This is a genomic window from Mycobacteroides abscessus ATCC 19977 (genome assembly GCF_000069185.1).
Classification (GTDB): Bacteria; Actinomycetota; Actinomycetes; order Mycobacteriales; family Mycobacteriaceae; genus Mycobacterium; species Mycobacterium abscessus.
In genome coordinates this window covers 3,587,882-3,604,907 of record NC_010397.1, presented here as the reverse complement: position 1 = coordinate 3,604,907, position 17,026 = coordinate 3,587,882, and the positions used below count along the sequence as shown (strand labels likewise).

Genomic DNA, 17,026 nt, shown 5'->3' with positions numbered 1-17,026 from the left:
TGTGCACTACTATGAACGCAGTACCTAATTCCCCGGGCTTCGATGGGTTGAGGAGTGGGCCATGCCACACGGCGATGACGCCGATCAGGATTCGTTCGCAGATCGACTCAATCGGCTCTTCGCCGAACGAACCAGCAAGACCGGGGTGGAATTATCGCTTTCGCAGTTCATTTCGGACTTTCGTGACCAGACCGGCGTTACCCTGAGCAAGGGGTATCTTTCTGAACTGCGCAATGGGGTTGCGCCTGATCCCCGGCTGGACCTGGTGCGCGCGTTCTCCCGGTATTTCAATGTGGATCCGAGCTATTTCACTGTGGACTCACCGGCTCGCGCCGAGGAGATTGCCGCGCGGGGGGAACTGATCGATGCGCTACAGGCCGCAGGTGCTACGGAGTTGGGGTTTCGTGCGGCCGGTCTCAGCGCGTCGTCAATGCGCCATATTGCCCAGATAATCAACAGCGTTCGGTCATTGGAAGGCTTGCCGCCCATCGACTAGTGATCTGCGGAGTGCGTCCGAAGGACATTGGGCGCGGCGCAAGGTCCGATAGCGACTGGCCACTCCCAGCATTCGCTTCAGATCGTCCCGATAGGCGGCACGTAGGTCGCCTGTGGGCAGGGTGGCCTCAGCCTGTGGGTGGGGCGATGGTTGATTGCTGGCACGGGCCAGCAACACGCTGACGTCGAGGAGTAGCACAACCACGGCGAGGAGCTGCGTGTTCGTCCGTTCGACTGACCAATAGTCGCGAAGCTGCAGGGTCGGGACCATGCCTAGGGCGGGGAATTCGGCGACACCGGCGCGGCAGAGCGGGCGAAGCCGCCAATAGTTACCTATGCCGGTGAGCAGCATCCAGGCAGTGACCATCAGTTGCACCAACGCGATACCCATCACGTACATGATCGCGCCCGTTACATGTGCCGTCAGCGGTAACAATTCGAGATTGGCCGGCGAGAGATAGGACTGCAATACGCCGAATGTGAGGCGCATCGATGCGAATAATGCGATGAGGAACGAGCCGCCTGCGACTAATACCAATCCGATACGCACCATCGGATTTTGGACTCGCCGAATCTGTGGAACGGTGATCACTATGACCAAAATTTTGGCCGCCAGGATGGATATAGCGTAGGTCGACGAATAGATTTTTCCCAAAGGCTGGTCCGCGATATTCACGATATAGTTGTATCCCGGTGGGCCCGGGTACAACAGAACAAAAGTCGAGATCAAGATGGCGCAGGCTGTCATCGAGCTTGCGAGCAGCCACCACAGATTTTTTCTGACATACTCGGGATTCAGCCAACTGAGTGCGAGAAGAATCGTGGAAAAGCTCCACAAGACGCCAAGTAGGTGCGTTATGAGTGCGAATACATGGTCGATCGCCACCAACTCGGCAGCCCGCGAGATGAAGATAAGGGCAGTGGCCTGATAGAAGAGAAATCCGAGTATCAGCGAACTACTCAGGATGATAGAGGTTCCGGGTTTGCGTCGCTGGCGCAAGACGAGGGCGAGCACCCAGATTCCGCCGGCCAGGAACATCAACGCCGCCGTCTGATATCCGATGAAATGCCAATCGTCAGAGGCGGTCAAAGAGGCGCCCCCCGGTTAGGGTGTCGGAGATTCTTCGGGCGGCGGGGTGCGACCGCCCTGCCGATGGGCGAGGCGATTGCATCCTCATGCGTTGTGCCAGAACATGTGCGAACGTCTCGGCCTGGATCTCAAGCGGTTCGAGTAGTTCTTGTCTGAGCATGAGCCGGCACTGTTCGCCCTCGAAGGAGCGCGCGCCAGAGGTAGGCGGCGACAGCCGGTGCTCGAGCACGATATGTCCGAGTTCATGCAGGACGATGTGGGCTTGGTGCGCTACCGAGGTCGACTGTTCGTAGAGCACGAGATCGGCGTGGGGCAGAGCCAGCCACAGGCCGAAGACCTCTGTCCCCGCGAAGTCGGTCGCACGCGATTCGATGGGACGACCACGACGGGCTCCCACGGTGGTAAAGATGTCGGCCAACGTAATGGATTCGCCCGAGGAACCCGAGGAAATAGTGGCGAGGCAGAGATCGTCGCATATCTCTGTGACATCCCGATGTTGAATTGATTTCACCTAGCGTTTCCCCATTCTTTAAACCACTGAAGTAAGGCCCCGCTTACCCATAGTGGATCTTCACGCTGTGGGAAATGGCCGACACCCGGGGTGGTTAGTCTGCTGAACCCGTGTGGGAAGTGCTGGTTCATCCCTTCGCTAGCAATCGGTAATACACAGTTATCTGAATCGCCGTGCAGGACGAGGGATGGGACCGAAATCGCTGTCGCCTGTGCGATCTGCTTTTCGAACGGGTCGTCGATGACCGGACCCCACCCCCAGCGTGCCCGGTAGTAGCTTAGTGTCACTTCAAGCCAGTCGCTACTTTGTAGCGAGGTGAACGTGTCATCGAACTCTTGGTCGGAGAATTTCCAATTCGGCGACCAGTCGCGCCAGATCAGCTCAACGAGTTCCCGCCGCTCCCGCCGCAACAGATCCGCTCCGGCCGGGGTGTTGAGCAGCCACTGATACCAGAACCTCTGTGCCTGGAGGGAGGAGAGGGCGGGGCCATGGCCGGCGGGGTGCCAGCCCGCCGAGATCGCAGACAGGCTCGCGATTCGGTGAGGTGCGACGATTCCACAAGCGAAGGCCGTACGTGCGCCCCAGTCGTGGCCGACCAGATGGAACCGTTCCAACTTCAACTGGTCGCACACCGCGAACAGGTCGCGCAGCAGATCGCCGAGCCTGCCGGTTCGGGGTGTGTCGGCGTAACGGAACTTCGTTTGGCCGGTGCCCCGCACAGATGGCGCATACACCTGGTGTCCGGCTGACGCCAGCGCCGGGATCACGTGCGTCCACGTCGCGACGGAGTCCGGCCAGCCATGCAGAAGCACAACCGGCAGCTTGTCCGTGTTCTCCGGGTTGCCGTGTCGCCGTACTTCTACGTCCAGGAGCGCCGTCTGAACGGTCAGAGTGTTACCCATATCCAAATGCTATCCACGCGACGGGAATTGGCAGGCTGAAGATTGAAGGCGTTGGGCCGAACTCTGTTTGAACAGGTTTGGGCGAAAGGCGAGGGCGGTCGTCACGAGCACCATGGCGAACGCCGATGCAACGAGGAGCATGGGCACCAGCAGTTGATGATCGAACGACAAACCGCCCAGCAGCGCGATCGCGATAACCATCCCGCTCTGCCGGCTGGTGTTGAGTACCGCGGACCCCACCCCGGAGACGGTATGCGGACTGACATGCATCGCGGCAGCGCTCAGCGATGAGGCGAGCACGCCGGATGCCACGCCGATCAACGATGTCGGCACCATGGCGGGAACGATCTTCTCGGTGAGGGACAGTGCTGCCGTGCCGACGGCGCCGACGCAACCCACCGCGGCCATCGCCAAGATCGCCTGTCGACGGTTGTCCGGCGTCACCTTCACGGCAAGCACATTGCCGAGGAGCCAAGCGACGCAGCAGATGGACATGATATATCCGGCGTGATCGGCGCGGAGACCATGGCGTACCTGCAGAAAGAGCGCGAGCACCAGCAGTGAGCCATAGGAGGCGAACTGGTAGAAGCTGCCTGCGCAGACGATCAGCAGATATGAGCGATTGCGGGCCAGCGCCGGCGGGATCGTCGGCTCGGCGGACCGCCGTTCGACCTGCCAGAGGGCAGCCATGGACAGCACCGCGATGCCGGCCATGGCGAGAGTTGACACACTCGACCAGCCAAGGCGTCTGCCCTCGATGAGCACACTCGCAATACAGGTAAGAAATACGCACAACAAGAGTTGGGAAATCGGATTGAATCGGCGGGGTTGGTCTGCGGGAATGTTGGCGATGGTCCGCGTCGCCCGCAGCGCGAACGCACAAATGGGAACGTTGATCAGGAAGAGCCAACGCCAGCCGGCGTATTCGGTAATCAGTCCGCTCAGCAAGGGTGCGGAGGCGATTCCGATACCCCCGACGACGCCCCACGCTCCGATCATTGTCGAGCGCCGGCGGGGATCGGGTATCCCCTTGGTCAGGATCGCAAGCGTCATCGGTACCACGAAGCTTGCGCCTACCCCCTGCGCGATGCGCGCGACGATCAGGGTCCCTGCGGTGTCGGCGGCCGCGCAAGCCACCGAAGCGGCCAGGAATGCGAGCATTGACCAGCGATACACCTTGACGGCGCCATAGCGATCCCCGATCGCGCCGGAAACGAGCAGAAACACGCAGAGCGGAATGGTGTAGCCGTCGAGAAACCATTGGCCAACGTCGACTGTCGCGTGAAGTTCCTCGGTCGCGGTCGGCAGCGCGACATTGATCGCAGATGCGTCGAAGGCGACGAGGAAATTTCCGATGCTGGCTCCCACCACGCCCATCATCGACAAGGGTTGCGCGCGAAGCTGTTCTGTCACGGTGCGTGTTCCGTGGGTTTGCGCGCAGCGATTTCTGCCGGCAACTGGGAGGCGTAGATACACCAATGGATGGGCGTCGTCACTCCGACGGCACGACCATATCTCAGGACAGCACCACTTTGATGCTCCAGTTCCGACGGACGGCCCTCCAACAGGTCTCGGTGCATTGACGACGTGGTGAGTGGATCAAATGCATGGAAAACAGCCATCATTGAATCGACATCTTGATGTGACAGGGCCACGCCGTGCGCCTGCCCGACCGCGAGGACTTCGAACATGGCGTCACGAATCAAGGCCGCAGTCTCAGGGGTTGTGGAGGTTACTCCGACAGGCTGCCGGCACAGCACGCCGACGCCGCCGTAGGACGAGATAAGCATGAACTTGCGCCAGAGAGTGGCGCGGATGTCACTGGACAGTGTGACAGATATGTGCGCCTGGTGCAGTGCAGCAACGAGGGAAGTGAGTTCTCCCGCAAAGGAGTCCGATATCGGGCCGATTTCCAGGTGCGCGTGCGCACCGAGGCAAGTCACCGCCCACGGTTTGGTCCGTTTCGCGATGACCACACAGGAACAGCCCAATACATGTTGCGGCCCTATAACATTGGCGAGATCGTCGGCTGCCTCGATGCCGTTCTGTAGCGGCAATACGATTGTGTGTGCTCCCACCAATGGTGCGATGGCGGTCGCTGCCGCACTGACCTGCCACGCCTTGACCGCGACGATTATCAAGTCGGCGGTCGGATCTATGCGAGCCTCAGCGATATCCGCGACTACGTGAATGCCGCTCACCGCCAAGACCCCGCTACTGGTGGTCAGCTGTAAGTCGGACTGGCCGGCGGCAGTCACGGTGGCCGGCCGGCCAACAATGGTCACGTGGTGACCGGCTTGCGCGAGAACGGCCGAGAAATACAGACCGACGCCCCCCGCGCCGAATACCAGCACTCTCACGACGCGACCTTCGCGTGCGCGCTCCCACGATCTCGCAACACCTCCAATGCGCAGTCTCGGACGTCATCGAGACGGACCATCTCGGTGTAGAAATCTTGGATGGCCCGTGACAGGTGGGCGAATTCGGTTCGTTTACGCAGGTGCAACGCATCCATATGTGCGGCCAGTCGTTCATATACCTGGTCGATGAACGAGTCGTCATCGACGGTGCTGGAATCAAATTCGCTTTCTGACAGTATCTGGCGGACATACGTCGGAAAGAGGCCGATCCTGTTCAGGAAGTATTTGACCGAACGGGAAACGCCAAGGTAATCAGGAACATTCACGATCCCGGCATTCTCGTTCTCCGTTAGAAAGCCGCTCACCGCTCTGAAGGGATCGGGGGCGGTGAGGAAAACATCCTCGGACAACCGTGCCGCGCGGCACAGCCCGTCAAGATCCGGCGTGCCTGCCGCGACGCGAATGTTGTTTTCTGCGAATATTGCTGCAATACACTCGATTTCGGCCAGTCCGGAACGATTGCCGACCCCGGCGACGCCGCCCTCAATCATCTGGAAACCGTGGAACACCGACGTCAAAGAATTCGCGGTGCCTAGTCCCCGGTCGTTGTGTCCGTGCAGATAGAAGGTGATATCCGGGTTATCCCGGACAAGATTGGCGGCCAGCACTGCTGTGGAATCGGGCACCAGGGTGCCGACCGAGTCGTTGATGCGGATAAGCGAGATGCCCTGTTGGCGGCATCGCTCGATTTGTGTGTTGAGGTGCTCGTACTTCTGCTCGTCGACCGTGATGCTGAACGCATTGAGGAGACTCGACCGCAGCTTTCCGACCCCAATTGACCGCAGTCTCTCGGCCACGCGCTCAAAAAGCCGGTTTTCTGAATCGATTTCGATCATTCCGATGCTCACATAGATATCGGACAGGTAACTGCTGGGCAGCTCTCGTTCGAGCTGTTCGCACAGGGGTTCCCAGGTCTTGAGGGTGAGATTGAAGGAGAACGTCGCGTCGGGGGCGATGGTGCTTTCGAGCTGCTGGGCGTCCAACAAGGCGCGGACAAATGATGCCTCGGTGATCCCTGAGCCCACGTCGATGTCGGTGATACCCGCGTCGGTAATGGCCCGAATCAGCTGGATCTTCTGATCGTCCGTAGCGCCGAAGGGGGCGCGTTCACCACCCTCGCGCATCGTCTCGTCAGAGATTGCGTCGATGGTGAAGTCGCGATAACGGGGGGTATGTCCTTGGGGAAAAGTGAGCATGGCATTCCTCGGCACTGACGTGTTGGGGATACTGCCCGTCAACTTTGACGGCAATGAATACGACCGTTCGCTACGGCGAACGCTAAGTGGGGTGGTTATAGATGTCAAGCGCAGCGACGTGGCATCCGTCAACTCCTGACGGGGAGCGGCGTAGGCGCCTTGGTGGAGTGCGGGCGTCAGCCGAGCTGTAACGCAACCACCAGCCAGTTGCCCCGAACGGCCCGGATTCTTCCGGCGAATGCCCTGACGCGGCCGCCGCGCTCGAAGGTTCCGAAGATTTCCGCGGAGTCGTCCGCGCACCGGCGCACCCGGATCTTGCTGAGCCGAGCCGCGGTGGTGGCCGGAACACGCGATGACCGCGCCAGCACCGCGCTGAGCGGGCCGTCGCCGAGCAATGGGCGCAGCTGCGCTATCGGCCGGCGCCGGTCCATGACTTCCAGGACGCGGCGCATTGCGGCGTCGGCGAACGCGACTGCCTGAGGCGGTGGAGACTGTTCGCGCAGATGCGTCTGACGTTCGATACCCGTCGGCCGGGTCCGGGACTGGTGCAATCTCGCGGGCCGCGGCGCCTGGCAGGCCGCAGGCAGGCTGGCCAGCACGGGCGCGGGTTCATAGTCGGCGACCCGGCTGATATAGCGATGAGACATGTTCCCCTCCAGTGAATGAGCCCCCTCATGTGCTCTGCTGGAGAGATGCAGACCTTGCCGATCATGATTGCACAGCCTGCGTCTTGGGCGCCAGGTAATGTTGGCGCAGCGGCGCCGCTGGGTGCGAGTGGCGAGATTCTTTGGGGAAGGCGGCGCGGATAGTGGTCAGCAGGTTGTCCGCGCTCGACGCATCCTTTTACTCCAGCGAGGACAGCGCCACGCCGATGCATGTCGGCTCGCTAGCGATCATCCGTAGGCCTCGTGGGGGCTTCACGTATGAGGAGCTGCTGGCGCTGGTGGAAAGCCGCCTTCCCCAGGTGCCCCGCTATCGGCAGAAGGTCAAGGAGATCGGGTTCGGGTTGGCGCGCCCGGTCTGGCTAGATGATGTCGACTTCGATATCACCTATCACATTCGGCGCTCGGCCCTGCCGTCCCCGGGTAGCGACGGGCAACTGCAAGACCTTGTGGCCCGCTTGACATCTCGTCCACTGGATCGGTCGCGACCATTGTGGGAGATGTATCTGGTGGAGGGGTTGTCCAAGAACCGGCTGGCCATCTACACCAAGACGCATCAGGCGCTGGTGGATGGGAATTCCGCGCTTAGCCTGGGCCAGGTCATCTTCGACAGAACGGCGCGCACACCAGATTTCGGGGAGGACATCTGGGTGCCGGAACATGAACCGAGCACCAGCGAGCTGGTGGCTGGGGCGGTCTCCGAATGGCTGGCGCGACCCGGCGCCCGTTTGGAGGCAGTGCGCAACACGGTGGCCGATGTTGCGTCGCTGACCGGTGAGATCGGAGAGTTGGGGGAGCGCATGGTCAAGGTGGTGCGCACCGCGGCTCGCGGTGCCGCGCCCCGAGGACCGCTCAATCAACGTGTGTCACGTAGTCGGCGGTTCGGCGTGGTGAGCACCAAGCTGGCCGATTATCGCCGGGTGCGCGCCAAGTACGACTGCGACGTCAACGATGTGGTGCTGGCGACAATCGCTGGAGCACTGCGGAATTGGTTGATGAGCAGGGGAGAGCCGGTGACCACCGCCTCGACCATTCGGGCCATGGTGCCCATGTCGGTGTACCGGGACGGCGACCTGGATGTGGGCGGCGAGGGTGCCGCGACCACCGAGGTTTCGCCATTCCTCGTCGACCTTCCCGTGGGTGAGGGCAACACCGTGGTGCGGCTATCGCAGATCGCCCACGCTACCGAATCGCATTCTGCGGCATTCAGTTTGGTGGATGTCCCGAACATGGCGGCGCTCTCCGGGTTTGTGCCGCCGACCCTGCATGCGTTGGCTGCCCGTGTGGCGAGCACACTGCCGAACCGCTTGTTCAACCTCTTGGTCACGAACGTGCCGGGGCCGCAGGCCCCGATGTATCTGGGTGGCGCGCGTCTGGCGGAGATCTACCCGGTGCCTCCGCTGTTGCGTAACCAGGTGCTGTCGATCGGGCTGACCTCGTACAACGGCACCGTCTACTACGGAATCAACGCCGACCGTGAGGCGATGCCCGATGCCGACATGCTTCCGCTGCTGATCACCGAGGCGCTCGACGAATTATTGGAGGCTGCGCAGTAATGCCCATGCAGGTCTACATCCCGGTGACGCTGTCGATGCTGCGCGGCCTGGTGGCCGACGGTGAACTGTGGCCGGTGAACGGCACCGCCTTCGCGGTGACGCCGGCACTGCGTGAGGCCTATTCCGCGGGCGATGAGGACGAGCTGTCCGAGGTCGCGATGCGCGAGGCCGCCCTGGCCTCGCTGCGGCTGCTGGCTACCGAGGACGGCGACGACGGGCTGCCGGCCCGGCGGGCGGTGCTGGTTGCCGACGCCGAGGAGGCGAAGCTGCGCCCCGATCTGGATGACGCCGTGGTGCGGCTGCCGGGCGCGATACCGATGTCGGCGGTGGTGGCCGCGCATATCGACCTGGCTCAGGCCGAGCCGGACGTGGTGCGGGCGGCCGGGGTGATCGATGCCGCGGACCTGGGTGACGAGGATGCCGAGCTGGTCGTCGGCGACGCACAGGACCACGATCTGGCCTGGTACGCGACGCAAGAACTACCGTTCCTGCTTGATCTGCTGTAGGCGGGCCGGCATGGCCAATTGGTCTGTTCCCGGCCGGTAACCTACGGTAGCGTAGGTTGCGCCACCGTGAGCGCCTGCTTCATCAATGGAAGGTCATCGGCTGTGAAACTGGCTTCCTGGCTCGACGCGTCCGCGCCGGGCGCACCCAAGTCACGCCATGCGGCGGTAAACATCTTGCGCGGCTTGGCTTCCCGTATCACCACGCCGCTGCTGCCGGACGACTACCTGAGTCTGGCCAATCCGCTCTGGTCGGCCCGGGAGCTGCGGGGGCGGGTGGTCAGCGTGCGCAAGGAGACCAGCGACTCCGCCACCCTGGAAATCAAGCCGGGCTGGGGCTTTCATTTCGACTACCACCCCGGTCAGTACGTCGGCATCGGCGTGCTGATCGATGGCCGCTGGCGCTGGCGCTCCTACTCGCTGACGTCAGCGCCGGCGATGAGCGGCTCGCGCGAAGAACGCCGGGCCCTGCATGCCGGAGGTTCGGCGCGCACCATCACCATCACCGTCAAGGCGATGCCCGAAGGATTCCTCTCGACCCACCTGGTCAACGGCCTGGAGCCGGGCACGATCGTGCGCCTCGCCGCCCCGCAGGGAAACTTCGTGCTCGACGATCCGGCACCGCCCGCGATCCTGTTCCTCACCGCGGGAAGCGGCATCACCCCGATCATGTCGATGCTGCGTACCTTGGTGCGGCGCTCGGCCGCGGCGGGCTTGCCGCTGCCTGATGTGGTGCACCTGCACTCGGCACCCACGGCCGGGGACGTGATGTTCGCCGGGGAGCTCGCGGCGTTCTCCGAGGCCCACCCTTCGTATCACTACCGGCTACGGACCACGAAAACTCAGGGACGCCTGGACTTTTCGTCGCTGGCCGCCGAGGTCCCCGACTGGGCGCGGCGCCAAACGTGGGCGTGCGGGCCCGAGGGCATGCTCGACGACGCGCAGCGGACGTGGGCGGACGCCGGTCTTGCCGAGCTGCTGCATCTGGAGCGATTCGCGGTGTCGCGGGCTGCGCCGCACGGGCAGGGTGGGCTGGTCACGTTCGCGCGCAGCGGTAAGCAGCGCGCGGCCGACGCGGCGACCTCGCTGATGGAGGCGGGGGAAGAGGCCGGAGTGCAGATGCCGTTCGGCTGCCGCATGGGAATCTGTCAGACCTGCGTGGTGTCGCTGGTGCAGGGGCATGCCCGTGACCTGCGAACGGGTGCCGAATACGAGCCGGGAACGCGCATTCAGACCTGCGTCTCCGCGGCATCGGGGGATTGCGTTCTCGACGTGTGAGGTTAACGGCCTAGTAACCTACGGTCCCGTAAGTTACGCTATCGTAGGCACGAACCGGCGAAGGGAGCTCACGGATGGCGATTTCGGATATCCAGGAATTCGCGCACCTCACCGAGGCTGATGTTGAGGCGCTCGGGCACGAGTTGGACGCGATCCGTCGGGATGTCGAGGAATCGCTCGGCGCTGCCGACGCCCGCTATATCCGTCGCACCATCGCTGCCCAGCGCACACTGGAGCTCACCGGCCGCATCCTGCTGGCGGCGAGCAAGAAGCGCTCCGCCTGGTGGGCGGGCGCGGTGACGCTCGGTGTGGCCAAGATCGTCGAGAACATGGAGATCGGCCACAACGTCATGCACGGCCAGTGGGATTGGATGAACGATCCCGAGATTCACTCCTCCAGCTGGGAGTGGGACATGGTGGATCCGGCCGAGCACTGGAAGCAGACTCACAACTACATCCACCACAAATACACCAACGTGCTCGGCATGGACGACGATGTGGGCTACGGGCTGCTGCGCGTCACACGCGACAAGAAGTGGAAGCCATTCAACCTGGGCAACCTGCTCTACAACACGCTGCTGATGCTGCTCTTCGAATGGGGTGTTGGCACACAGCATCTGGAGCTGGGAAAGGTGGCGCAGGGGCGGGCCGACAAGGAAGAATTCCGGGTCAAGCGTCAGGCGGCATTGACCAAGATGGGCAAGCAGGTCGCCAAGGACTACGTGGCCTTCCCGGCGCTCAGCGCGCTCTCGCCCGCGGGCAGCTACCGCAAGACGGTCACCGCCAACCTGCTGGCCAATGTCATTCGCAACATCTGGTCCAACGCGGTCATCTTCTGCGGTCACTTCCCGGACGGTGCCGAGAAGTTCACGAAGCAGGACCTGGAGAACGAGACGCAAGGACAGTGGTACCTGCGACAGATGCTGGGCAGTGCCAACTTTGACGCGGGCCCCGCGATGGCCTTCATGAGTGGCAATCTGTGCCATCAGATCGAGCATCACCTGTTCCCGGATCTGCCGAGCAACCGGCTGTCGGCGGTATCGGTGCGGGTGCGTGAGCTGTGCGACAAGTACGACCTGCCGTACACCTCGGGTCCATTCCTGGTGCAATACGCGAAGGCATGGCGAACCATCGCCAAGTTGTCGCTGCCGGACAAGTACCTGACATACACGGCCGACAACGCGCAGGAGACGCGCAGCGTCAAGATGTTCGACGAGTTGGAACCGCACGAGCGGCGCGGGCTGAAGTCCGCGTTCGCCGCGGTGCGGGCGCGGCGCAAGGCCCGTCACAAGGTCTAAACCATCGGTCGCGGTCTAAAGGTCTAAATCGCCGGCCGCGAGAGGACATTTAAGTACAGCGCTTCTCGGGAAACGCGTCTCTAGATGTCATCTCGCCCCGTGGGTGTGGGCGAGCCAGGTCAGTGACCTATGTCAGGCTGCGCGCATGGAGGGCTGTTTCTTGCGCGCGAAGCGCTAGCCGCTGGGCACGTCACACGCTGCGAGTTCCGGCGGTCGGTGTCGAATTCGATGGGGCGCAACACTGGACCGATTCCGCCTAGCGCGCCAAAGACATCGAACGGTATGCAGAACTGCAGTCCCTCGGTCGGCCGACTGGTGCGGTGAAAGGACATTCGAAGACCTATCTGCCCAGGACTGGTGTGCCTATATGTCATCTCGACGTAAAGGGTGCCCCCGCCGACTTCGGCGGGGGCACCCTTTACGTTCGGTAGCGGCCGGGATTTATCCGCGGCCGGATACGGAGATCCACATGGTGGCCCAAGCGGCGACACCGCAGGCGAAAACGGCTGCCACACTGGCGATTCTACGAACGTAGCTCGTCATCTGTTAACCCCTGACCCTCATTGGCTGTCTCCGTCGCAGCCACTGGTGGAAACGCTAATCGGCGGATGCTGATAGCGCGATTCGAGAGGGCCCCCGCAACCAAGAGTTAGGCCGTTGTTAACACAGAAAGTAACTGGCGAACAGCGGTTACCCGTTTGGCCGATGCTCCCTCCAACTCATCGAGGGCGCATTCGGGGTCGGCAGGTGGGCCGAGGTGCTGACAGCCGCGCGGGCAGTCTTCGATGGCCTCGGACAGGTCGCTGAATGCGGCTAGGACGTCGTCGGGCCGGATGTGGGCCAGGCCAAAGGATCGGATGCCGGGGGTATCGATGACCCAGCCCGACGGGTACAGCGGCAGCGCCACCGATTGGGTGGAGGTGTGACGGCCCTTACCGACTCCCGTCACCTCGCCGGTCGCACGACCAGCCTCGGGAACAAGACGGTTCACCAAGGTCGACTTGCCGACCCCGGAGTGGCCGAGCAGCGCGGTGAGGCGACCCGTCAGCACCTCGATGATGGGTGCGAGTGGTTCATCGCGTCCCGCCCCGATGACCCGTATGTTGAGGTCTGCGAATTGCGCCGCGAATGAATCAGGATCTGCCAGATCGGTTTTGGTGAGCGCCAGGATGGGAGTGAGGCCGCCGGCATAGGCGGCGATCAGTGCGCGTTCCACCAGGCCAGTGCGCGGCGGGGGGTCGGCGACCGCCACCACGATGAGCAATTGATCGGCATTGGCCACGAAGATCCGCTCGAACGGATCGGTGTCATCGGCGGTGCGGCGCAACACTGTTCGCCGTTCCTCCAGCCGGACGATGCGTGCCAGGGTGTCGGGGCGCCCGGAAAGATCGCCCACCAGGCTGACAGTATCGCCCACCACAATCGGGGTACGGCCGAGCTCGCGCGCTCGCATCGCGGTGACCTGTTGGGCAGGGTCATCGTGGAGTACACATCCCCAGCGTCCGCGGTCCACGGTGACCACCATCGCGGGCGCCGCATCGGCATGATCCGGCCGGATTTTGGTGCGAGGCCGCGAGCGCCGACCCGGACGGATGCGGGCGTCGGACTCGTCGTACTCGCGTGGGCTCAAGAGGCGCGCTCTGACTGCGCGATCATGTCGGCCCACATTCCGGGGAAGTCCGGCAGTGTCTTGCTGGTGGTGGCGATGTCGTCGACAGAAACTCCTGGCACCTTCAGCCCGACAAGTGCTCCAGCGGTGGCCATCCGGTGATCGGCATACGATCCCCAAACGCCGCCGCGCAGGTCGGTGGCGACGATTCGCAATCCGTCCTGGGTCTCTTCGCAGCGCCCGCCGAGAGCATTTATCTCGTGGGCGAGGGCTTTGAGTCGATCGGTCTCGTGCCCACGTAGATGCGCGATCCCACGCAACGTGGAGACGGCCCCGGACTCGGCGAGAGCGGACAGCGCCGCAACGGTGGGGGTGAGCTCGCCGACCTCGCTGAGGTCCAGGTCGACACCGCCATAGCCGCTCTGGCCCGTCACCTCCAGATGAGTGTCGGTCAATGAGACGGTTTGTGCGAATTGGCGCACTACATCTTCGATTTGGCGTGCAGGCTGGGTGGACTGCCGCGGCCAGCCGGTGATGCGCACGGTGCCGCCGGTAGCCAGTGCCGGCGCGATGAAGGCCAACGCATTCGACAAGTCGGGTTCGATCACCCACTGGTGCGCCGGAATCGGCTGCGGATCGATACGCCAGCGCCCGGGCACTGAATCGTCCACCGCGATTCCCGCCTCGCGCAGCATTGTCACCGTCATGACCACATGCGGACCCGAAGGCAGTACGTCCGCGGTGTTCATGGCGGTCAGACCGGCGCTGAACGCGGCACCGGAAAGTAGAAGACCAGAGACGAATTGGGAGGAGCCGGAAGCATCGACGCCCACCTCGCCGCCTTGTACCTGGCCGGTACCGGTGACGGTGAATGGCAGATGTTGCCCGTCGATGCCCACTCCGGTTGACCGCAATGCGTCCAACAGCGGAGCGATGGGCCGGGCGCGTGCCTGTTCGTCGCCGTCAAAGACAGTGGGGGCGTGGCGAAGTGCGGCCACCGGTGGCAGGAACCGCAGCACCGTTCCGGCGAGCCCGCAGTCAACCGTGGATGCGTCATCGTCTCCGGCTCCCGGGGAGACCGTGAGGTCGGTGCCGTCGCCGATGATGTCAAACCCGAGTGAGCGCAGTGCGCGGATCATGAGATCGGTATCGCGGCTGCGCAATGCGCCGGAGACCGTGGAGGTGCCGCCCTCACGCGCAGCCAGGGCGGCAAGCACGAGCGCCCGATTGGTCTGAGATTTTGAGCCGGGCATGGTGATGGTCGCGCAGATGGAACCATCGATCGTCGGTGCCTGCCACAGTCCGCTCGTCACCGCCCTATTGTCCCGGACGGGCGGTTTCGCTGTCAGCCCCGGGTGGCACCATGGCGATATGTGCGGACGGTACGCGGTGACAATCGACCCGGCGCTGCTCGCCGCGGAGATCGACGCGGTAGACGAAACCGCGACCAGCGCCGTGCAGTCGCCCACCATCCCTAACTACAATGTCGCTCCCACCGACCCGGTGCTGGCCGTGGTGGCGCGGCACCACCAGCCCGGTGACGTCCCCACACGCAGGATCCGCGCTATGCGCTGGGGTTTGGTGCCCAACTGGGCCACGGCACGTCAGGACGGCCGACCGGAGTCCAAGGGTGCTCCGCTGATCAACGCCAGGGCGGAAACCCTCACCACCGCCGCGACCTTCCGCGCGGCGGCCCAGTCCAAGCGGTGTCTCGTGCCGATGGACGGCTGGTACGAGTGGCGCAAGCAGGAAGGTGCCAAGACGGCCTTTTATATGAATGCCGGCGAGGGGAAACGGTTGTTCGCGGCGGGGCTGTGGTCGGTATGGAAGCCTGCTAAAGGTGCTGTACCGCTGCTGAGCTGCACGATCGTCACGACCGACGCGGTCGGCCCGCTGCGGGAGATTCACGATCGGATGCCGTTGATGCTCGGTGCCGACTCGTGGGACAGCTGGTTGGACCCCGACCGCGAGCTGGATCCGGGTCTGCTGCGGGCCCCGGGCAGCGCGGCCGGCATCGAAACTCGCCGGGTGTCGTCGCTGGTCAACAGCGTTGCGAACAACGGGCCGGAGCTGCTCGTTCCGGATGATGGAGCTGCGGCGGTGGGGGAGCAGATCACCCTGCTATGACGGGCGCCGTCACCGCGCCGGTGAGCCGGACCAGATCTTCCGGGGCCAGCGCCATCTGTAGGCCGCGCTTTCCCGCGCTGCACAGAATGCGCTCCCAGGTCAGTGCCGAGGCATCGATCACGGTGGGAAGCTGCTTGCGTTGCCCGAGCGGAGAGATCCCACCGACCACGTAGCCGGAGCTGCGTTCTGCGGCCGCGGGGTCGGCCATTGTCGCCTTCGCACGACCCAGCGCAGCCGCGGCGGCCTTGAGCGAGAGTGTGGCGGGCACCGGAATGACCGCGACGGCTAGATCTGATCCGCGATCCAACGAGATCAGCAAGGTCTTGAAGATCTGCTCGGGAACCAGGCCGGAGCCCGCCAGCGCGCGCACCGCTTCCTCGCCGAACGCGTGTTCCCCGGCACGGTGCTCGTAGGGCAGTAGTTCGTATTCGGCGCCTCCCGCGATCAGCGCGGCGACGGCCGGAGTAGCAGCTTTGACGGCCTTGGAACCCACGAGAGGCACAGTAACGCCCCGGGTCCACTGAATTTCCGGTTGACAGTCGAGATACTTTGGGAAATACCCCGGCATGCGTCGGTGTTGAGAAGTCTGTCCGCGGTGTGCGGACTGTGGTCCTCAACACGGAAGGGGTATAGCAGGTGACAATGGCGTGCCTCGAACGTCCGATGTCGGTGCCGATCCGTATGGTCGGTGTCGCTACCGAAAGGACCGCCGTGACAAGCATGGACAGCGCTGCAGAACTCCCGGGTCTGGTTCACGTCGAAACCGAGGCCGAGCGGGTCGCGCGGTTCGAACGTGATGCGTTACCGCTGCTGGACCAGCTCTACGGCGCTGCCTTGCGGATGACCAGAAATCCCGCGGACGCCGAGGACCTGGTGCAAGAGACGATGGTCAAGGCATATGCCGGGTTCGGGACCTTCAAAGAGGGCACCAACCTCAAGGCGTGGCTGTACCGGATTCTGACCAATACGTACATCAATATTTATCGCAAGAAGCAGCGTCAGCCAGCGGAGTATCCGACCGAGGAAATCACTGACTGGCAGCTGGCGGCGAACGCCGAGCACACCTCCACGGGGCTGCGGTCGGCCGAGATCGAAGCCCTTGACGGGTTACCTGACGACGAAATCAAGGAAGCGTTGAATAAGCTGCCGGAAGAATTCCGGATGGCCGTGTACTACGCGGACGTCGAAGGCTTCCCCTATAAGGAGATCGCCGAGATCATGGACACCCCGATCGGCACTGTTATGTCGCGGTTGCACCGCGGCCGTCGTCAGCTGCGCGACTTGCTGTCTGAAGTGGCCAAGGACCGCGGATTCCTGCGCAACAATGAGTTGGCGGAGGGCCGGGCATGACCGACGGTGAACTCAAGAAGAGTGTCGAC

General features: G+C 63.2%; 17 protein-coding genes. 7 read left to right on the top strand and 10 right to left on the bottom strand.

Annotated features, from left to right (window positions below):
- The first annotated feature begins 61 nt into the window (after window positions 1-61).
- On the top strand, window positions 62-496 hold the full coding sequence (locus MAB_RS18060) for a transcriptional regulator (RefSeq protein WP_005080930.1): 435 nt from the start codon (window positions 62-64) through the stop codon (window positions 494-496).
- On the opposite strand, the gene MAB_RS18055 is transcribed toward MAB_RS18060, so the two are convergent.
- The 7 genes from MAB_RS18055 to MAB_RS18025 form a co-directional block, all read right to left on the bottom strand.
- Window positions 467-1,585 (bottom strand): hypothetical protein, encoded by a 1,119-nt coding sequence (locus tag MAB_RS18055; protein ID WP_005111889.1) that lies wholly within the window; start codon window positions 1,583-1,585, stop codon window positions 467-469. The genes MAB_RS18060 and MAB_RS18055 overlap by 30 nt on opposite strands.
- Window positions 1,572-2,096, bottom strand: a complete 525-nt coding sequence (locus MAB_RS18050; RefSeq protein WP_005080935.1) for a hypothetical protein — start codon at window positions 2,094-2,096, stop codon at window positions 1,572-1,574. The genes MAB_RS18055 and MAB_RS18050 overlap by 14 nt, the downstream gene beginning before the upstream one ends.
- Entirely contained in the window at window positions 2,093-2,998 is a 906-nt protein-coding gene (locus MAB_RS18045; protein ID WP_005080937.1) for an alpha/beta fold hydrolase, read from the bottom strand. Before MAB_RS18045 ends, MAB_RS18050 begins: the two co-directional genes overlap by 4 nt.
- Before the next feature lie 9 nt (window positions 2,999-3,007).
- Entirely contained in the window at window positions 3,008-4,411 is a 1,404-nt protein-coding gene (locus MAB_RS18040) for an MFS transporter (protein WP_005111885.1), read from the bottom strand.
- The gene (locus tag MAB_RS18035; RefSeq protein WP_005123014.1) at window positions 4,408-5,352 is read right to left on the bottom strand and encodes a ketopantoate reductase family protein; all 945 of its coding nucleotides are present in this window, start codon (window positions 5,350-5,352) and stop codon (window positions 4,408-4,410) included. The genes MAB_RS18040 and MAB_RS18035 overlap by 4 nt, the downstream gene beginning before the upstream one ends.
- A gap of 2 nt (window positions 5,353-5,354) precedes the next feature.
- Window positions 5,355-6,614 (bottom strand): beta/alpha barrel domain-containing protein, encoded by a 1,260-nt coding sequence (locus MAB_RS18030; protein WP_005080942.1) that lies wholly within the window; start codon window positions 6,612-6,614, stop codon window positions 5,355-5,357.
- A gap of 176 nt (window positions 6,615-6,790) precedes the next feature.
- Window positions 6,791-7,261 carry an Rv3235 family protein gene (locus tag MAB_RS18025; RefSeq protein WP_005111879.1) on the bottom strand — a complete coding sequence of 157 codons (471 nt, stop codon included), beginning with the start codon at window positions 7,259-7,261 and terminating at the stop codon, window positions 6,791-6,793.
- Between the two features lie 161 nt (window positions 7,262-7,422).
- Between MAB_RS18025 and MAB_RS18020 the strand changes: the two genes are divergently transcribed.
- The 4 genes from MAB_RS18020 to MAB_RS18005 all read left to right on the top strand — a co-directional run bounded on the left by MAB_RS18020 (window position 7,423) and on the right by MAB_RS18005 (window position 11,911).
- On the top strand, window positions 7,423-8,832 hold the full coding sequence (locus MAB_RS18020) for a WS/DGAT/MGAT family O-acyltransferase (RefSeq protein ID WP_005080946.1): 1,410 nt from the start codon (window positions 7,423-7,425) through the stop codon (window positions 8,830-8,832).
- A 5-nt stretch (window positions 8,833-8,837) separates the two neighbouring features.
- A complete protein-coding gene (locus tag MAB_RS18015) occupies window positions 8,838-9,338 on the top strand; it encodes a DUF6912 family protein (RefSeq protein WP_005080948.1) in 501 nt (166 codons plus the stop codon).
- Window positions 9,339-9,440: 102 nt separating this feature from the next.
- Entirely contained in the window at window positions 9,441-10,613 is a 1,173-nt protein-coding gene (locus tag MAB_RS18010) for a ferredoxin reductase (RefSeq protein ID WP_005080950.1), read from the top strand.
- Window positions 10,614-10,687: 74 nt separating this feature from the next.
- Window positions 10,688-11,911, top strand: a complete 1,224-nt coding sequence (locus tag MAB_RS18005; protein WP_005080953.1) for a fatty acid desaturase family protein — start codon at window positions 10,688-10,690, stop codon at window positions 11,909-11,911.
- 649 nt (window positions 11,912-12,560) lie between these two features.
- On the opposite strand, the gene rsgA is transcribed toward MAB_RS18005, so the two are convergent.
- Together rsgA and aroA are read right to left on the bottom strand one after the other, a co-directional pair.
- A complete protein-coding gene (gene rsgA / locus MAB_RS18000) occupies window positions 12,561-13,541 on the bottom strand; it encodes a ribosome small subunit-dependent GTPase A (RefSeq protein WP_005088496.1) in 981 nt (326 codons plus the stop codon).
- A complete protein-coding gene (gene aroA, locus MAB_RS17995; RefSeq protein ID WP_005094298.1) occupies window positions 13,538-14,833 on the bottom strand; it encodes a 3-phosphoshikimate 1-carboxyvinyltransferase in 1,296 nt (431 codons plus the stop codon). The genes rsgA and aroA overlap by 4 nt, the downstream gene beginning before the upstream one ends.
- A gap of 58 nt (window positions 14,834-14,891) precedes the next feature.
- Here aroA and MAB_RS17990 point away from each other — a divergent pair, with 58 nt between their 5' ends.
- Complete coding sequence (locus tag MAB_RS17990) at window positions 14,892-15,647, top strand: SOS response-associated peptidase (RefSeq protein ID WP_005098388.1); 756 nt, start codon at window positions 14,892-14,894, stop codon at window positions 15,645-15,647.
- Here MAB_RS17990 and MAB_RS17985 read toward each other — a convergent pair.
- Window positions 15,634-16,140: an aminoacyl-tRNA deacylase gene (locus tag MAB_RS17985; RefSeq protein WP_005080961.1), complete on the bottom strand. Its 507-nt coding sequence runs from the start codon at window positions 16,138-16,140 to the stop codon at window positions 15,634-15,636. The genes MAB_RS17990 and MAB_RS17985 overlap by 14 nt on opposite strands.
- A gap of 149 nt (window positions 16,141-16,289) precedes the next feature.
- On the opposite strand from MAB_RS17985, the gene MAB_RS17980 reads away from it, so the two are divergent.
- Window positions 16,290-16,997 (top strand): sigma-70 family RNA polymerase sigma factor, encoded by a 708-nt coding sequence (locus MAB_RS17980; RefSeq protein WP_005056338.1) that lies wholly within the window; start codon window positions 16,290-16,292, stop codon window positions 16,995-16,997.
- The last annotated feature ends 29 nt before the right edge of the window (window positions 16,998-17,026 follow it).